The sequence below is a fragment of the Streptomyces sp. DH-12 genome (assembly GCF_002899455.1).
Taxonomy (GTDB): domain Bacteria; phylum Actinomycetota; class Actinomycetes; order Streptomycetales; family Streptomycetaceae; genus Streptomyces.
Genome location: NZ_PPFB01000001.1, coordinates 5,794,898 through 5,811,772 on the forward strand (window position 1 = coordinate 5,794,898; position 16,875 = coordinate 5,811,772).

13 protein-coding genes and 1 pseudogene are annotated in these 16,875 nt (G+C 73.5%); 6 read left to right on the forward strand and 8 right to left on the reverse strand.

What is annotated here, in order from left to right; genetic code table 11:
* Positions 1 to 178 precede the first annotated feature (178 nt).
* Complete coding sequence (locus tag C1708_RS25000) at positions 179 to 1,609, forward strand: hypothetical protein (RefSeq protein ID WP_106414785.1); 1,431 nt, start codon at positions 179 to 181, stop codon at positions 1,607 to 1,609.
* 124 nt (positions 1,610 to 1,733) lie between these two features.
* Here C1708_RS25000 and C1708_RS25005 read toward each other — a convergent pair whose 3' ends face one another.
* From C1708_RS25005 to C1708_RS25040, 7 genes are all read right to left on the reverse strand, one after another.
* On the reverse strand, positions 1,734 to 2,936 hold the full coding sequence (locus tag C1708_RS25005) for a TerD family protein (protein WP_106414786.1): 1,203 nt from the start codon (positions 2,934 to 2,936) through the stop codon (positions 1,734 to 1,736).
* Positions 2,937 to 3,299: 363 nt separating this feature from the next.
* Entirely contained in the window at positions 3,300 to 4,289 is a 990-nt protein-coding gene (locus tag C1708_RS25010) for a zinc-dependent alcohol dehydrogenase family protein (protein ID WP_106414787.1), read from the reverse strand.
* Entirely contained in the window at positions 4,286 to 5,137 is an 852-nt protein-coding gene (locus C1708_RS25015) for a carbohydrate ABC transporter permease (protein WP_106414788.1), read from the reverse strand. The genes C1708_RS25010 and C1708_RS25015 overlap by 4 nt, the downstream gene beginning before the upstream one ends.
* Complete coding sequence (locus tag C1708_RS25020) at positions 5,134 to 6,075, reverse strand: carbohydrate ABC transporter permease (protein ID WP_106414789.1); 942 nt, start codon at positions 6,073 to 6,075, stop codon at positions 5,134 to 5,136. Before C1708_RS25020 ends, C1708_RS25015 begins: the two co-directional genes overlap by 4 nt.
* Entirely contained in the window at positions 6,072 to 7,442 is a 1,371-nt protein-coding gene (locus C1708_RS25025; RefSeq protein ID WP_106414790.1) for an ABC transporter substrate-binding protein, read from the reverse strand. The genes C1708_RS25020 and C1708_RS25025 overlap by 4 nt, the downstream gene beginning before the upstream one ends.
* Positions 7,443 to 7,541: 99 nt before the next feature.
* A complete protein-coding gene (locus C1708_RS25030) occupies positions 7,542 to 8,312 on the reverse strand; it encodes a DeoR/GlpR family DNA-binding transcription regulator (RefSeq protein WP_106414791.1) in 771 nt (256 codons plus the stop codon).
* Between the two features lie 414 nt (positions 8,313 to 8,726).
* Positions 8,727 to 9,536, reverse strand: a complete 810-nt coding sequence (locus C1708_RS25040; RefSeq protein WP_106414793.1) for an NAD-dependent epimerase/dehydratase family protein — start codon at positions 9,534 to 9,536, stop codon at positions 8,727 to 8,729.
* Between the two features lie 251 nt (positions 9,537 to 9,787).
* Between C1708_RS25040 and C1708_RS25045 the strand changes: the two genes are divergently transcribed.
* Both C1708_RS25045 and C1708_RS25050 read left to right on the forward strand, forming a co-directional pair.
* Positions 9,788 to 10,729 (forward strand): 5-dehydro-4-deoxyglucarate dehydratase, encoded by a 942-nt coding sequence (locus tag C1708_RS25045; protein WP_106414794.1) that lies wholly within the window; start codon positions 9,788 to 9,790, stop codon positions 10,727 to 10,729.
* Positions 10,726 to 11,895: a hypothetical protein gene (locus tag C1708_RS25050; protein ID WP_106414795.1), complete on the forward strand. Its 1,170-nt coding sequence runs from the start codon at positions 10,726 to 10,728 to the stop codon at positions 11,893 to 11,895. The genes C1708_RS25045 and C1708_RS25050 overlap by 4 nt, the downstream gene beginning before the upstream one ends.
* Here C1708_RS25050 and C1708_RS25055 read toward each other — a convergent pair.
* Positions 11,835 to 13,058: pseudogene (locus C1708_RS25055) on the reverse strand (MFS transporter); the annotation flags it as partial. The gene C1708_RS25050 and the pseudogene C1708_RS25055 sit on opposite strands and share 61 nt — an antisense overlap.
* Positions 13,059 to 13,380: 322 nt before the next feature.
* Here C1708_RS25055 and C1708_RS25060 point away from each other — a divergent pair.
* Genes C1708_RS25060 through araD form a run of 3 tightly spaced genes read left to right on the forward strand, consistent with a single transcriptional unit; the run spans position 13,381 to position 16,780 of the window.
* Complete coding sequence (locus tag C1708_RS25060) at positions 13,381 to 14,082, forward strand: GntR family transcriptional regulator (RefSeq protein WP_106414796.1); 702 nt, start codon at positions 13,381 to 13,383, stop codon at positions 14,080 to 14,082.
* Positions 14,079 to 15,062, forward strand: a complete 984-nt coding sequence (locus tag C1708_RS25065) for a dihydrodipicolinate synthase family protein (protein ID WP_241911327.1) — start codon at positions 14,079 to 14,081, stop codon at positions 15,060 to 15,062. The genes C1708_RS25060 and C1708_RS25065 overlap by 4 nt, the downstream gene beginning before the upstream one ends.
* Complete coding sequence (araD, locus tag C1708_RS25070; protein ID WP_106414797.1) at positions 15,050 to 16,780, forward strand: L-arabinonate dehydratase; 1,731 nt, start codon at positions 15,050 to 15,052, stop codon at positions 16,778 to 16,780. The genes C1708_RS25065 and araD overlap by 13 nt, the downstream gene beginning before the upstream one ends.
* Positions 16,781 to 16,875: the final 95 nt, after the last annotated feature.

Here is a 16,875-nt window from a genome sequence, read left to right on the forward strand (position 1 = left end):
CGAGGGTGGATGCGGGACGCACACCCTGTCTACGCGCGTCAATGTCCAGCCTGGCCAAGCCACTTGTCAAGGTTTCGGCCATGTGTGCCGCCCGGCGCGGAGAGGAAGTGGGCGGCATGGGTGGAAATCCGTCTAGGCTGAGCGGCTGAGTCGTAGAGGGCACTAGGAGAAACAGCCGATGTCAGACAGCTCCATCCTGCCGCCGGCGCGGTTGCACCCCGAAGCGGAGCTGGCGCGCGACGCCCTGTCCACTCCGGTGCTGTCCCGGGCCGCCAGGCTCGCCCGCTGGGCAGGCCCCGGGACCCGCGTGGACGCCGGCGGCGGACTGGTGGACGAACAGCTCCCCGAGGCTGCCGCGGAGTTGGGTCTGAGCGGGGAGGACGCGGCGGCCGAGGCCAGCGAGGCCTGGCGGGTCGCGGTGGACACCGGGCTCGTCGAGGTGGTCGACGAGGAGGAGGGCACCGTCCGCGCGGGCGCCGAACTGGATCTGCTCACCGGAGGGTCGCCGCAGGACGTGCTGGGCGTCTGGCTCGGCGCCCTGGAGACCGTGCTGGACGACGCGAGCGTGCCGGACCTGGGCGGGCTGGTCGACGCCATCGCCGAGGGGTCGGGGGAGCTGGACCTCGACGCGCTGGACTGGAACCCGGAGGCCGAGGCGGAGTTCCTCGACGGGGTGCTCGGCAACCTGTACCTGCTGACCGTCGGCGGGGCCGCGCCCGGCGACGCGCCGGTGCCGCTGCCCGCGCTGGCCGCGTCCGTCATCGTGCCCGAGGACATGGCGGAGCCCAGCGACGACGTTCTGGAGCAGGTGTCCGACGCGATGATGCGGCTGGACGACCAGTTCCGGATGCTGGAGCCGATCGGACTCGTGGAGTACCGGCCGGTCGACGAGGCGCTGATGGCCGACGCCGACGAGGAGCCCGCCGCCCCCGTCGACGACACGGACGTCGCCCGCTACGGACTGGTGCGGCTCACCCCGCTCGGGCTGTACGGGCTGCGCGCCCGGCTGCTGGAGGCGGGTTTCGAGGCGCCCGCCGTCGGCGACCTCGCGGACAAGGGCGCCGACGCGCTGCTCGACGGCACGGCCGCGTACCCGCCGGCCGCCGCCCACGCCGAGACCGAGCACTGGCTGGAGCGGCGCCGGCCGCTGGAGGCGGCGCGGGAACTGCTGGCCGCGGCGCGCGGCGCGGACCCGGGGGCGCCGCTGCGGCGGCTGCGCTGCCAGCAGGCGCTGTCGCTCGTGGGCGCCGCCGCGGAGCCCGCGCTGCGGGACGTGCTGGACGACGCCGAACTGGGCGGGCTGGCGCGGGTCTGGCTCGCCGAGCACGGGGCCGCGGACGTGCCGCCGCCGTCCGAGGCGATGATCTTCTGGCTCACCATCGACACGGTGGCCGCGCAGCTCGCCGCCGAGGGCGAGTCCGAGGAGCTGCGCTCCTTGGTGGAAGGGCTGGCGCAGCAGCACAGCGGTTTCTTCGACACGGCGTGGCGGGTGGACCACCCGGCCACGGCGGACGTCCTGGAGGCGATGGGGCGCCTGCACTCCGACAGGAGGACCGCCAAGGAGGCGCGGAAAGCGGCCTTCAAGGCGCGGTCCCAGCAGGGCGGTTAGACGCTGCCGGGCGCCACTCGGGGGCGCGGGCGAGTCACGTGGCCGGAGCCCGGTGACGCCTCGCGTGACCGGGCGGGGCGTCCGGCGCCCCCGGGACGGGCGCCGGACGCTTCGCAGCGGTGGGTCAGAGGGCCTGGGCGGCCGGCTTGACCATGCCGCGCACCGTACGGCCCTTCACGAACTGGCCCATCGCGGTCATCTCCCACTCGCCGGAGTACTGCCGGATCAGCTTCGCCATCATCACGCCCGTCTGCGGCTCGGCGCCGGCGAGGTCGAAGCGGACCAGCTCCTCGCCGGTGGCGGCGTCCATCAGGCGGCAGTACGCCTTGGCGACCTCCGTGAACTTCTGCCCGGAGAAGGAGTTCACCGTGAAGACCAGGCCCGAGACCTCCATGGGGAGGCGGCCGAGGTCGACGGTGATGACCTCGTCGTCGCCGGCGCCCTCGCCGGTGAGGTTGTCACCGGAGTGCCGGACCGCGCCGCCCAGGATCTGCAGCTTGCCGAAGTAGCAGCTGTCGATGTGGTTGCGCTGCGGGCCGAAGGCGATCACCGACGCGTCCAGGTCGATGTCCTTGCCGCGGTAGGCGGGCTCCCAGCCGAGACCCATCTTCACCTGGGACAGCAGCGGGCGGCCGCCCTTCATCAGGGAAACGGTCTGGTTCTTCTGGAGGCTGACCCGGCCCTTGTCCAGGTTGATCTTGCCGGTGCCGGGCGCGGCGGCGGGCGGGGCCGGGGGAGCCGCCGGGGCGGGCGGCGCCTGCGGGGCGGCGGCCGGGGGAGCGGGCGGGGCGGCCTGCGGGGCCTGCGGGGTCACCGGCCGGGCCGGGGCGGCCGGCTCCTCGACCGTGACGCCGAAGTCCGTGGCGATGCCGGCCAGGCCGTCGGCGTAGCCCTGGCCGACGGCGCGGACCTTCCAGGCGCCGTTGCGCAGGTAGATCTCGACGATCACCAGGGCCGTCTCCGCGCCGAGCTGCGGGGGCGTGAAGGTCGCCAGGACGGCGGCGGTGTCCGCGTCGCGGACGGTCGCGGTGGGCTCGATGCCCTGGAAGGTCTGGCCCGCCGCGTCGGGGCTCGCGGTCACGACGATCTTTTCGATGCCGGGCGGTACGGCCGTGGTGTCGACCGTGATGGCGTCGGGGGCCGCGCCCCCGCCGGAGCGGTAGGTCACGCCCGGGCCCGTGGGCTGGTTGTAGAAGATGAAGTCGTCGTCGGAGCGCACCTTGCCGTCGGCGGTGAGCAGCAGGCCCGATACGTCGAGCCGCACGGGCGCGGCGACGTCCACCGTCACGCGGGCGGTGGGAAGAGGGATGTTCGAGCCGGGGGTCATAGCTGTCATGCCGGGTGAACGAGCGAGGCGGTTTTACCGTTCCCTTACCTGTGGTCCGTTCGGCGCAGCCGGCCGCTCCGGCCCTGCTCGGCCCCGGCCGGCTGACGGGCCGTGGTCGCCGGGCGCCGTCACGGAACGGCACTTCGGCTTCCCGGGGGACGCCCGGACCGCGGGCACCGTCCTCGCCGCCGCACCGGCTCCCCTCGTGGAGCGCCCGCAGAGGTCCGCTCCGCCGCGTGGTCGCACCGCCCCGCACGGCACCCCCCTCGGAACCGGCCCCCCGGCCCACCCAGGTCAGCCACCGTTCGACCGGCAAGGGGAGCCCCGACGGCCGGCCGTCGGGGCTCCCGAGCCGCGCGGTCGCTACGGCACCACCACGATCTTGCGGCCCACGCCCGCCGCGAACTGGTCCAGGGCCTGGGGGTACCGGTCCAGCGGGAGGCGGTCGCTGATGAAGACGTCCGGGTCCAGGACGCCGTTCGCGAACAGCTCCGCCGCGCGCTCGTAGCTGTGCAGGACGGCCATGGAGCCGGTGATGGTGATCTCCTGGTTGTAGATGCGGTACGGGTCGATCTCCACGCGGGTCGCGTAGTCCGCGACCCCGAACTGGAGGAACGTGCCCGCCTTGGCGACCCGGCCGAGCCCGTCCTGGATGGCCGCCGCGTTGCCGGTCGCGTCGATGACCAGGTCCCAGCCCTGCGGGCGGTCCAGCTCGTCCGGGGTGGCCGCGGAGGCGGAGACCCCCAGCGTCCGGGCCGTCTCCAGGCGCGCCGGGTTCAGGTCGACCACGTCGACGCTCGCCGCGCCGGTCCGCTTGGCCAGCTCCAGCATCATCAGGCCCATGGTCCCGGAGCCGTAGATCAGCACGTGCGCGCCGAGGCGGGAGCGGAGCACGTCGTAGCCGCGCACCGCGCAGGACAGCGGCTCGATCAGCGCCGCGTCCTGGGTGCGCACGTGCTCGGGCAGCTTGACGCAGTTCGCCACCGGCGCGACCGCGTACTGCGCGGCGCCGCCCGCCGCGGTGACGCCGATCGCCGCCCAGCGCTCGCAGAGGTTGTTGTGGCCGGTACGGCAGTAGCGGCACTCGTGGCAGTACAGGGAGGGGTCGACGGCGACCCGGTCGCCGAGCGCCACCTCCGTGACCTGGGAGCCGACGCCGACCACCTCGCCGGCGAACTCGTGCCCCGGCACGATCGGCAGCTTGGGCGCGAACTCGCCCTGGAGGATGTGCAGATCCGTTCCGCACAGCCCGCACGCGGCGACCTCGACGACGACGTCCCTCGGGCCCGGCACCGGGTCCGGGACCTCGGTGACGACGGCCCTGCCCACGGACTCGATGACGGCGGCCTTCATTTCACGGCTCCCAACGACAGGCCCTGGACGAGTTTGTCCTGGGCGGCGAATCCCGCGGCGAGCACCGGCAGGGAGATGACGAGCGACGCGGCGCACACCTTGGCCAGGAACAGGCCCTGGCTGGTGATGAAGCCGGTCAGGAAGACGGGGGCGGTCTCGGCGACCACGCCCGTCAGGACCCGGGCGAACAGCAGCTCGTTCCAGCTGAAGATGAAGCAGATCAGCGCCGTCGCCGCGATGCCCGGGAGGGCGATCGGGGCGACCACCCGGGTCAGCACCGTCGGCAGCCGGGCGCCGTCGATCCGGGCGGCCTCGATGACCGCGACCGGGACCTCGGAGAGGAAGGACTGCATCATCCACACCGCGATCGGCAGGTTCATCGAGGTGTAGAGGATGACGAGCAGCCAGACGTTGTCGAGCATCCCGGCGTTCTTGGCGAACAGGTAGATCGGCAGCAGGCCGGCCACCACGGGCAGCATCTTGGTGGAGAGGAAGAAGAACAGGACGTCCGTCCACCGCTTCACCGGGCGGATGGACAGCGCGTAGGCGGCGGGCAGGGCCAGCACGAGGACCAGCAGCGTCGAGGTCACGGACGCGACCGTCGAGTTGATCAGGGCGGGCCAGGGGCTGGCGCCGCCGTCCGCGCCGAAGAACTCGCGGTAGCCGTCGAGGGTGAGGGCGGCGCCCCACGAGGGCGGGTTGGTGGCCGCGTCCGTCTCGGAGTGGAAGGACGTCAGGGCCATCCAGGCGACGGGCAGGAAGAACACGATGCCGGCCAGCCAGGCGACCAGGCCGAGGCCCGCTCCGCCACGGAACCGGCCGCGGGTGCGTACGGCGGTGCTGCTCATGCGCGGGACACCTCCTCGCGGAACAGGGACGACACCACGCGCAGGGCGAAGGTCGCGATGACGATGGAGCCGATGACGACCAGGACGCCGGCCGCCGAGGCGAGGCCGTTCTCGTGCGCCTGGTAGAAGGTCTGGTAGACGGTGTAGGGCAGGTTGGCGGTGCCGAGCCCGCCGGACGTGAGGGTGAAGACGGCGTCGAAGTTCTGCACGATGTAGATCGAGCCGAGCAGGGCGCCCAGTTCGAGGTAGCGGCGCAGGTGCGGCAGCGTGAGGTGCACGAAGATCTGCCAGTCGCTCGCGCCGTCGACGCGGGCCGCCTCGATCTGCTGCTGGTCCCGGCTCTGCAGCCCGGCCAGCAGGATGAGCATCATGAACGGCGTCCACTGCCACACCAGCGACGCCTGCACGGCGAGCAGCGGGGTGCCGGAGATCCAGTCGGGCTGCGGACCGCCGACGTAGTGCAGCAGGCCGTTGAGCAGGCCGTACTCCGGGTTGTAGAGGACGTGCTTCCAGAGCAGGGCGGCGGCGACCGGGACCACCAGGAACGGCGCGATGAGCAGGGTGCGCACGACGGCCCGGCCGCGGAACCTCCGGTCGAGCAGCAGCGCGAGGAGCAGTCCGACGACCAGGCTGGCCAGGACGACGCCCACGGTGAGCAGGACGGTCGTCCAGACCGACTTGCGCAGCGCCGGATCGGTCAGCACCTCCTGGTAGTTGGCGAGCCCGGCGAAGCGGCGGGCGTCGGGGTAGAGGGAGTTCCAGTCGAAGAAGGAGATCACCAGGGTCGCCACGAACGGCAGCTGGGTGACCACGATCATGAAGATCAGGGCGGGCAGCAGCGGGGCGCGGGTGGCCCAGGCGCGGAGCCGGGCGGAGGGCCGGTGCGGTGCGGCGGACGTCTGCGGTGCGGCTGGAGGAGCCGTGGTCGTGGCGGTCATCGTCCCTCGTACTCCTCGGCGATCTCTTCTGCGAGCTGCTGGGACTTCCTCAGGGCCGTGTCGACGGACTGGCGTCCGGCGATGGCCGCGCTGATCTCCTGGGAGACCTTGGTGCCGAGATCGGTGAACTCCGGGATGCCGACGAACTGGATGCCGGGCGCCGGGCGGGGCTGGACGCCGGGGTCGTCGGGGCGGGCCTGTTCGATGGCCCGCTTGGTCATCTCCTGGAAGGCGGCGGCCTCCGCCCGGTAGTCGGGGTGGGCGTAGGTGGAGGCGCGCTTGCCGGCCGGGACGTTGGACCAGCCGGTCTCCTCGCCGACCAGCCGCTCGTACTCCTTGCTGGACGCCCAGGAGACGAACTTCCAGGCGTTGTCGGGGTTGCGGGAGGCGTTCTGGATGCCCCACGCCCAGGTGTAGAGCCAGCCGGACGACTCCGTCTTCTCCACCGGCGCCGGCGCGTAACCGATCCTGCCGGCGACGGGGGAGCCGTCGGCCTCCAGGGAGCCGGCCGCGGACGTGGCGTCGTACCACATGGCGACCTTGCCCTGGGTCAGGTTGTTCAGGCACTCGGCGAAGCCGGCCTGGGGCGCGCCGGCCTCGCCGTGCTCGCGGACCAGGTCCACGTAGAAGGTGACGGCCTCCTTCCACTCGGGGGAGTCGAGCCGGGCCTTCCAGTCCTCGTCGAACCAGGTGCCGCCGAAGGTGTTGACCACGGTGGTGAGCGGCGCCATGACCTCGCCCCAGCCGGGCAGTCCGCGCAGGCAGATGCCCTTCATGCCGGGCCGCGCCCCGTCCGCCTTCGCGGCCAGGTCGGCGACCTGCCGCCAGGTGGGCCGGGCGGGCATCGTCAGGCCCTTCTCCGCGAAGACGTCCTTGCGGTACATGAGGAACGACGACTCGCCGTAGAACGGCTGGCCGTAGACCTTGCCGTCCTCGCCGGTGAGGGACTGCCGCATCGGCTCGAGGATGTCCTGCTGGTCGTACGCCCTGTCCTCGGCGACGTAGGAGTCCATCTCCTTCAGCCAGCCGTTCCTGGCGTAGATCGGTATCTCGTAGTTGGACAGGGTGGCCACGTCGTACTGGCCGGCCTGGTTGGCGAAGTCCTGGCTGATCTTGTCGCGGACGTCGTTCTCCGGCAGCACGGTGAAGTTCACCTTGATGCCGGTCTCCTCGGTGAAGTGGGCGGCGGTCAGCTTCTGCAGCTCGACCATCTGCGAGTTGTTCACCATCAGGACGTTGATGGCGTCGCCGCCGGACCCGGCCCCGCCCGCTCCGACCCAGCAGCCGGAGAGCAGCGGGGCGATCAGCGTCCCTGCGGCGGCCGCGGCGAGTACGCCTCGTGGCCTCCGTCGGCTCTGGGTTCGCATGGATCGCTCCTGGACGTATAGGGAGACATCGGGCGTCACCTGGCATGGTTCGGCCCCGTGGGGACGTGAAGCGGTGTGCGGTGGGGTGCGCGGAACTGCTCAGACCCGTACGACCTGAGGTCCGAGCAGGGAGTAGCGGTGGGCCTCGGAGGCCGGGAGCAGGGTGCTCGTCACGATCGCCTCCAGCGCGCCGACCTCGGCGAACCGGCAGAAGCTGACCGCTCCGAACTTGGTGTGGACGCCCGCGAACACCACGCGGCGGGCGGCCCGCACCGCCTGCGCCTTGACCTCGCCGACCGCCGGATCGGGCGTGGTCAGGCCGTGTTCGCGGGAGATGCCGTTGGCGCCGATGAACGCCAGGTCGATGACGAAGCCGGAGAGCATCTTCGTCGTCCAGTGGTCCACGGTGGCGAGCGTCCCGGAGCGGACGCGGCCGCCGAGCAGCAGGACGGACGCGTCGCCGTTCTGTGCGAGCGCGCCCGCGACCGGCAGGGAGGCGGTGACCACGGTGAGCGGCCGGCCGGCGGGCAGGGCCTCGGCGATGAGCTGCGGGGTGAAGCCCTCGTCGACGAAGACCGTCTCGGCGTCCCCGAGCAGCTCGGCCGCCGCGGCGGCGACCCTGCGCTTCTCCGGGACGTGACGGGTGGCGCGGAAGGCGAGCGTCGTCTCGAAGCCGGCGCTCTCCACGGGGTAGGCGCCGCCGTGGGTACGGCGCACCAGTCCGTGGTCCTCCAGGGCGCGCAGGTCGCGGCGGACGGTCTCCTTGGCCACGCCCAGGCCGGTGGCGAGCGCGGTCACGTCGACCGAGCCGGTGGCGCGGGCCACCCGCACGATCTCGCGCCGGCGCTCCTCGGCCGTCCTGTCGCTCATGGCCGGACCCCTGCTTTCTCGACTCGCCGCTGTGGTGCCTGGTCGCCCGTTCGGGCCACTGCAGGAAGTTGTACAGCGAGGGTGGGGCGCTGACCAGGTCTGTTGCGGGTCCGTTGATGCCCGGTTGTGCCCGCTTGAGCGGGCGGGTGTCCGGCCCGGACCTGGGTGGAGGGTGGGAGCGGGCGGTCCCGATGCCCGATTGCGGGCGCGCGGACGTGCGTTTCGTGCCCGCGCGGGTGTACGCCCGCACGTTTTCCGCCGCGCGGCGCGCTTTTCAGCACGCGGTGGCGCGAGGGGCCGCAGGGCGGTGGCTCCCGGGCGCGCTGCACGGTGCTGCCTGCGCCCGCCCGTGCCGCCCCGGCGGCGCGACTGCCCGCAGGCCGCGGTGTGCCCCTCCCGGCGGACGGGCGGCCGTCAGTACGGCCAGACCGGGGGGTCCGTCACGAAGTGGCCGCCCAGGAACGCGTGGGCCGGGTCCGCCGGGTCCGGCTCGCCCTGCTCGGCGAGCAGTTTCTCCGCATAGACCTCGGAGTCGTCCCGCGGCTCGTACCCCAGCGCCCGCGCCGGCCCCAGGTCCCACCACAGCCGCGTGTTCGCGGAGGAGCCGTACACCACGGTGTGCCCCACGCCCTCGGCGGTCAGCGCCGCGTGGAACAGCCGCGCCCCGTCCGCCGGACTCATCCACAGCGACAGCATCCGCACGCTCGTCGGCTCCGGGAAGCAGGAGCCGATCCGCACGGAGACCGTCTCCACCCCGTGCTTGTCCCAGTACAGCTGGGCCAGGTCCTCGCCGAAGCACTTGGACAGTCCGTAGAAGGTGTCCGGCCGGTGCGGCGTGCCGACCGGGATCAGCGGGTCGTCGCCGTGGGGGCGCGGGGTGTGGCCGACGGCGTGGTTGGAGGAGGCGAAGACGATCCGGCGGACGCCCTCCTCGCGGGCGGCCTCGTAGAGGTGGTACGTCCCCTCGATGTTCGCCTTGAGGATCTTGTCGAAGGACGCCTCGAGCGAGATGCCCGCGAGGTGCACGACCGCGTCGGCCCCGCGCACCGCCTCGCGCACGGCGTCCCGGTCGCTCAGGTCGCCGACGATCGCGTCGGGTGCGCCGTCCACCGGCCGCAGGTCGAACAGCCGCAGCTCGTAGCCGTACCGCGGGAGCAGTTCCCGCATCAGCGTGCCGAGGCCGCCGGCGGCGCCGGTGAGCAGGACGGTGCGGGGAGCGGGCATCTGCGGGTCTCCTTGCGGCGCCGGCCGGGACATACGGAGCGAACGTGCAGGTGGGCGTACGCCGTTCACGTGCGTGGACACGCTAAGGAGCCCGGACGTGGCGCGTCAAGTATCCCTCCCTCGTCACTTCGGCGTCAGTCGCGCGCGACGATCCGCTTGACCCGCCTCCCCGGCGGGTCCTACCGTGAGGGCGTTCATGAATATGGACGTCAATCAAGAATGTGGACCATGATCACGACCAGGGAGAGCTTGTGACGTCAGCCCCTCTCGCCGCGCGACTCAGTGTTCCCAGCGGGCCGCTGTTCTTCCCGGTCACCGCCTACGGACCCGACGGCGCCGTCGACCCCGCCGCCTTCCGGCTCCACGTGCGGCGCGGCGTGGAGTCCGGGGCCGCCGCCGTCTTCGCCTGCTGCGGCACGGGCGAGTTCCACGCGCTGACGCCCGAGGAGTTCGAGACCTGCGTGCGGGTGGCGGTGGAGGCCGCCGAGGGGCGCGTCCCGGTCGTCGCGGGCGCCGGCTACGGCACCGCCCTCGCCGTGCGCTACGCCCGGCTGGCCGAGGCCGCGGGCGCCGACGGGCTGCTCGCCATGCCGCCGTACCTGGTCAGGGCCGGGCAGGAGGGGCTGCTGCGGCACTACCGCGAGCTGGCCGCCGCGACCTCCCTCCCGGTGATCGTCTACCAGCGGGACAACGCCGTCCTCACCCCCGCGGCCGTCGTCGGACTCGCCCGTACCGAGGGCGTCGTGGGCCTCAAGGACGGCCACGGCGACCTCGACCTGATGCAGCGCACCGTGAGCGCCGTGCGCGCGGCCGGCGTCGAGGACTTCCTGTACTTCAACGGGCTGCCCACCGCCGAACTGACCCAGCCCGCCTACCGCGGCCTCGGCATCTCCCTGTACTCGTCCGCGGTGTTCTGCTTCGTGCCCGAGATCGCCCTCGCCTGCCACACCGCCCTGCGCACCGGCGACGAGGCCACCGTGCGCCGCCTCACCGACGGCTTCTACCGGCCGTTCGCCGACCTGCGCGACCAGGGCCGGGGCTACGCCGTCTCGCTGGTCAAGGCGGGAGTGCGGCTGCGCGGGCTGGACGTGGGGGAGGTCCGTCCCCCGCTGCACGAGCCGGCCGGGGATCATCTCAAGCAGCTCGCTCGGCTGATCGAGCGGGGACAGGCGCTGCTCGAGGAGGGCATGTGAAGGCATCGGCGTTCGTCTACCCCTGGGACGTCAACGGGGACCCCGGGGCTCCCGCGCGGCTCGCGGAGCTGGGCACCGCACAGGTGACCCTCGCCTCCGCCTACCACTCCACCCGCGCGCTGACCCCCCGTCACCCCCGGCACCGCGTGGTCACCGCCGAGTACGCGGCCGTGCTGTACCCGGTCGACGGGTCCCGCTGGTCCGGCCGCCGCCTGCGTCCCCATCCGGCGGGCGACTGGGCGCCGGGGGACGCCTTCGGCGAGGCGGCCGCCGCGCTCACGGACGCGGGTCTCGAGGTGCACACCTGGGTGGTGCTCGCCCACACCTCCCGCCTGGGCGCGGAGCACCCGGAGACCTCGGTGGTCAACGCCTACGGGGACCGCTACCCCTGGGCGCCCTGCATCGCCCAGCCGGACACGCGCGCGTACCTGACGGATCTCGCCGCCGAGGCGGCCGTGCGTCCCGGGGCCCGCGGCACCGAACTGGAGTCCCTCGGCTGGTACGGACTGGCCCACCTGCACGCCCACGACAAGACCGCCGGGGTCCCGCTCGGGGACGCCGGGCAGTACCTGATGTCCCTGTGCTTCTGCCCCGCCTGCCGGGACGGCTACGGGGAGGAAGGGCTGGACGCGGAGGAACTCGCCGCCGCCGTACGGAAGGCGCTGGACCCGGTGTGGCGGGGAGGGGCGCCCTCCGGGGGCGGCTGGGCCGGCGTCGGGAACCTGCTCGGCGACGCCCGGGCGCACGCCACGCGCGCGTGGCGCGACCGCACGGCCCGCACCCTCCAGGAGGCCGCCGTCGCCGCCGTGCGCCGGGCCGCGCCCGACGGCTTCCAGGTGCTGCTGCACGCCGACCCGGTGTCCTACCACTGCGGCGCCAACGCCGGCGTCGACCCCGCGCACATCCTCTCCGTCGCCGACGGCGTGGTGGTGCCCTGCACCGGTGACCCCGGCCCGGTCACCCCGTTCGCCCGCGAGGGCCGGGAGGGCGCCGTGCTCGCCGCCAACTTCACCGTGGTCTCCGGCATGGGCGGCAGCCCCGGCACCCTCGCGGCCGACGCGGCCGAGGCACGCCGCCTGGGCGCGACCGAACTGCGCCTGTACCACGCCGGGCTGGCGTCGGACGCGGACCTCGCCGCCGTGCGGTCGGCGCTGGCGGATCTCTGACCCAGCACCGCCGCCGTCACCTCCAGGACCCCCGAGGGCGATCAACTGGGCGCGCCGGCCGAGGAGTCCGACCAGCGCCGCGCCCGCGGCGAGTCCGATCGCGTTCGGGGTGTGCACCAGGGTGGCGGCGGTGGCGGTGACCCGGCCCAGCAGTGGGCCGGGGGTGCGCTGCTGCACGCTCGTGAGCGCGGCGATCGGCACGGCGGGCAGCCCCGCGCCGATCGCGGCGCTGCTCGCCCAGGCCGCCGGTCGTACGGCGCCGCGCGCAGTGCCAGTGCGACGGCCAGGAGACCGATGCCGTACGCGGCGAACCGCCGGGCGCCCAGCCGCCGCTGGGCCGGTCCCGGGAGCAGTCCGGTCACCACCGGCCCCGCGCCCTGGACGGCGTACAGCACACCGGCGTAGGCGGGGGAGCGGCCCAGGTCCTCGACCACGGCGTACACCGGCGCCCCGTTCACGCCCGCGCGCAGCATGGTGACCCCGCCCGCCAGGGCCGGCGGGCGCAGCACGGCGTCCGCCCACAGGCGCCGGAGGCCCTCGGCGGCCCGCGCCCCGGCCGCTCCGCCGGGGCGCGGGCCGTTCCTCCCGCACCCGCAGCGACCCGTACACCAGCGCCGCGACCAGGAAACTCGCCGCGTCCAGGACGGCGACGCCGGGTCCGCCGCACGCCGTGCGGAGAGCCGCGCCGGCCGGCGGGGCGAGCAGCTTCATGCCCTCGTCGGCCGCCGTCTCCAGCCCGTTGAAGTCCGCGAGCAGGGAGCTGTCCACGGCGCCCGCGACCAGCGCCGACTCCGCCGCGTCGTGCACCGCGCCGGCCGCGCCGTACGCGAACAGCACCGCGTGGAGCAGCCACAGCTCCTCCGGTGCGTCCACGGCGCACAGCGTGAGCAGCGGCACCGCCAGGAGCAGGCTCAGCGCGATCAGCAGCGGCCGGCGCCGGTCCGGTCGGCGACCGCGCCGAGCAGCGGGCCCGCCAGGGCGGGCGTCCACATCGCCGCCGCGCACAGTGCCGCGAGCCCGTCCGATCCGGTGAGGTCCTTGGCCCACACGCCCGACGCCGGCCACAGCGCGGAGGTGCCGAACCCGGAGACCACCACGGCGGTGAGACCTCGGCCCGCCGTGCGGTCGCGCATCACGCGGACCGCCGTCCATCTCGTCGTCATGCCTGGTCATCCTGCGGCTGAGGACCGCCCGTGCGGATCGGGAGGATGCCTTGGGCACGGCACGGCAGGGGCGCGCACCGCCCTCCGGCATCGGGCGACCGCCCGAGGGACGGACCGCGTCGATCTGCCCCGGAAGCGCCCGATCAGGACGCCCCGCGTCGCATCCGCCCCGCCCCGGCAACCCCGACTTCCTTTGCGCGAAGCATTGACGAAACACCGGGCCACTCCTACGGTCGTCCGCGTCGTACTTCGTACGTCATATATGAGACGCGATACGCGAGATCCGATACGCGTGATCCGACGCGAGATCCGAGAGGCGCGCATGACCTCTGTGCCCACGCCGATCCCCTCCCGCACGCAGTACGTGCTGGAGGAGATCAAACGCCGCATCCTCACCGGCCGGCTCACCCCGGGCCAGGCCCTGGTCGAGACCGACCTCGCCGCACAGTTCGGGGTGTCCAAGACCCCGGTGCGGGAGGCGCTCAAGACCCTGGCCGGCACCGGCCTGGTGGTGATGAGCCAGTACAAGGGCGTCACGGTGCGCATGGTCGACGCGGACATGGCACGCGCGGTCTACGACGTGCGGCTGCTGCTCGAACCGGAGGCGCTCAAGCGCGCCGTGCGCCGCGGCGCCTCCCTGGACGACGCCCGCGAGGCGCTCACCCGCGCCGACGAGGCCACCGACACCGCCGAACGCTCCCTGGCCAACCGGGAGTTCCACCGCGCCCTCTACCTGCCCTGCGGCAACCCGCTGCTCGGCCGGATGCTCGACGAGGTCCGCGACCAGGCCGCCCTGGTCTCCGCGGTCGCCTGGGCCGCCGACCCGTCCTGGGAGCGGGAGGCCGACGAGCACCGCGTGATCCTCGACCTGGCCCTCGCCGGGGACGCGGACGGCGCCGCGCGCGCCCTGCACGCGCACATCGCGTCCTTCGTGCGACGCGCCTTCCCCGAGGCGGAGTTCGAGGCGGAGTTCGCGGCGGAGCTCGCGACGGCGCAGGAATCCCGGAAGGACGGTCAGGCATGACGACGACGTCTCCCCCTCAGGCGGGCGAACCCCGGGCGGACGAACCCCGGACGTTCGAGTCCCGGACGTTCGAGTCCCGGACGTTCGAGCTCCAGCGGGCCGCCCTGGCCGACGTGGTGGCGATCCCCGTGACCCCGTTCGCCGAGGACGGCTCCGTGGACCCGGACACCTACCGGGCCCTGCTGCGCCGCCTCCTCGACGGGGGCATCACGACCCTCACCCCCAACGGCAACACCGGGGAGTTCTACGCCCTCACCCCGTCCGAGCGGCGGCTGGTCACCGAGCTGACCGCCGAGGAGGCCGGCGACCGCGCCGCGATCCTGGTGGGCGTCGGCCACGACGTGCCCACGGCGGTCGCCTCCGCGCGGCACGCCCTCGAGCTGGGCGCGCAGATGGTGATGGTGCACCAGCCCGTCCACCCGTACGTCTCGCAGAGCGGCTGGGTCGACTACCACCGGGCCATCGCCGAGGCCGTGCCCGAGCTGGGCGTCGTCCCCTACCTCCGCAACGCGCAGCTCGCCGGCGCCCGGCTCGCCGAACTCGCCGACGCCTGCCCGAACGTGATCGGCGTGAAGTACGCGGTGCCGGACGCGGCCCGGTTCGCCGCCTTCGCCCGGGACGCGGGACTGGAACGCTTCGTGTGGGTGGCGGGGCTCGCCGAACCGTACGCCCCCTCCTACTTCTCGGCCGGCGCGACCGGCTTCACCTCGGGGCTGGTCAACGTCGCCCCGTCCGTGTCGCTGACCATGCTGGAGGCGCTGCGCACCGGCGACTACCCGACCGCCATGAAGGTGTGGGAGCAGATCCGCCGCTTCGAGGAACTGCGCGCCGCCAACGGCTCCGCCAACAACGTCACCGTCGTCAAGGAGGCCCTCGCCTCCCTCGGGCTGTGCCGCCGCGAGGTCCGCCCGCCCAGCAGGCCGCTGCCCGAGAGCGAGCGCGCCGAGGTCGCCGCCATCGTCGCCGGATGGTCGATATGAAGTCACCCGAAGAGCTCCGCAGCCACCAGTGGTACGGCACGGACGGACTGCGCTCCTTCAGCCACCGTGCCCGCACCCGCCAGCTCGGTTACCTGCCCGAGGAGCACCTGGGCAAGCCGGTCGTGGCGATCCTCAACACCTGGTCCGACATCAACCCCTGCCACGTCCACCTGCGCGACCGCGCCCAGGCCGTCAAGCGCGGGGTGTGGCAGGCGGGCGGCTTCCCGCTGGAGTTCCCGGTCTCCACTCTCAGCGAGACCTTCCAGAAGCCGACCCCCATGCTCTACCGCAACCTCCTCGCCATGGAGACCGAGGAGCTGCTGCGCTCCTACCCGGTCGACGGGGCCGTGCTGATGGGCGGCTGCGACAAGTCCACGCCCGCCCTGCTCATGGGCGCCGCCAGCGCCGGCCTGCCCGCCGTGTTCGTGCCCGCCGGGCCCATGCTGCCCGGGCACTGGCGCGGTGAGACCCTCGGCTCGGGCACCGACATGTGGAAGTACTGGGACGACAAGCGGGCCGGCGTCATCGGCGACTGCGAGATGCAGGAGCTGGAGAGCGGCCTGGCCCGCTCGCCCGGCCACTGCATGACGATGGGCACCGCGTCCACGCTGACCGCCGCCGCCGAGGCGCTCGGCGTCACCGTCCCGGGCGCGTCCAGCATCCCGGCCGTCGACTCCGGGCACGACCGGATGGCCGCGAAGGCCGGCATGACGATCGTCGACCTCATCCGCGAGGACCGCCGGATCGGCGACATCCTCACCGCGGACGCCTTCGAGGACGCCGTGACGACCGTCCTCGGGCTCGGCGGCTCCACCAACGCCGTCATCCACCTGATCGCCATGGCCGGACGCGCGGGCGTGAAGCTCACCCTCGACGACTTCGACCGCATCGCCCGCACCGTCCCGGTGCTGGCCAACGTACGGCCCGGCGGGCAGACGTACCTGATGGAGGACTTCCACTTCGCGGGCGGGCTGCCCGGGTTCCTCTCCCGGATCCCGGACCTGCTGCACCTGGACCGTCCCACCGTCTGCCACGACACCCTGCGCGAACAGCTCGCCGGCGCGCGGGTGCACGACGACGACGTCATCAGGACCCGCGACAACCCGGTCGCGGAGGAGGGCGGGGTCGCCGTGCTGCGCGGCAACCTCTGCCCCGACGGCGCCGTCATCAAGCACATCGCCGCCGAACCGCACCTGCTCCGGCACACCGGTCCCGCCGTCGTCTTCGACGACTACAAGGAGATGCAGCGGACCATCGACGACCCGGCGCTGAACATCACCGCGGACAGCGTGCTGGTGCTGCGCAACGCGGGCCCCAAGGGCGGCCCGGGCATGCCCGAGTACGGCATGCTGCCGCTGCCCGCCCACCTGCTCAAGCAGGGGGTGCGGGACATGGTCCGCATCTCCGACGCCCGTATGAGCGGCACGAGTTACGGCGCCTGCGTGCTGCACATCGCCCCCGAGTCGTACGTCGGCGGACCGCTCGCGCTGGTGCGCACCGGCGACCCGATCACCCTCGACGTCGAGAACCGCACCCTCACCCTCGACGTGGACGACGAGGAGCTGCGGCGCCGCCGCGCGGAGTGGACGCCGCCGCCCGCGCGCCACGAGCGCGGCTACGGCGCGCTCTACGACGACCAGATCACCCAGGCCGACACCGGCTGCGACTTCGAGTTCCTCGCCCGCCCGGGCGCCGTCCAGGACCCGTACGCGGGCTGACCCGCCCGCCCGGGCGGAACCGGCCCCGCACACCCGTGCAGAAAGCGCTTCCTACCCGTCCACGCCACAGCCCCAGGCACCGCACAGCACGACGT

Excerpts from the sequence above, each read along its gene's own strand:
- C1708_RS25000 (WP_106414785.1), top strand. The coding sequence starts at position 179 with ATGTCAGACAGCTCCATCCTGCCGCCGGCGCGGTTGCACCCCGAAGCG.
- C1708_RS25005 (WP_106414786.1), bottom strand. The coding sequence starts at position 2,936 with ATGACCCCCGGCTCGAACATCCCTCTTCCCACCGCCCGCGTGACGGTG.
- C1708_RS25010 (WP_106414787.1), bottom strand. The coding sequence starts at position 4,289 with ATGAAGGCCGCCGTCATCGAGTCCGTGGGCAGGGCCGTCGTCACCGAG.
- C1708_RS25015 (WP_106414788.1), bottom strand. The coding sequence starts at position 5,137 with ATGAGCAGCACCGCCGTACGCACCCGCGGCCGGTTCCGTGGCGGAGCG.
- C1708_RS25020 (WP_106414789.1), bottom strand. The coding sequence starts at position 6,075 with ATGACCGCCACGACCACGGCTCCTCCAGCCGCACCGCAGACGTCCGCC.
- C1708_RS25025 (WP_106414790.1), bottom strand. The coding sequence starts at position 7,442 with ATGCGAACCCAGAGCCGACGGAGGCCACGAGGCGTACTCGCCGCGGCC.
- C1708_RS25030 (WP_106414791.1), bottom strand. The coding sequence starts at position 8,312 with ATGAGCGACAGGACGGCCGAGGAGCGCCGGCGCGAGATCGTGCGGGTG.
- C1708_RS25040 (WP_106414793.1), bottom strand. The coding sequence starts at position 9,536 with ATGCCCGCTCCCCGCACCGTCCTGCTCACCGGCGCCGCCGGCGGCCTC.
- C1708_RS25060 (WP_106414796.1), top strand. The coding sequence starts at position 13,381 with ATGACCTCTGTGCCCACGCCGATCCCCTCCCGCACGCAGTACGTGCTG.
- C1708_RS25065 (WP_241911327.1), top strand. The coding sequence starts at position 14,079 with ATGACGACGACGTCTCCCCCTCAGGCGGGCGAACCCCGGGCGGACGAA.
- araD (WP_106414797.1), top strand. The coding sequence starts at position 15,050 with ATGGTCGATATGAAGTCACCCGAAGAGCTCCGCAGCCACCAGTGGTAC.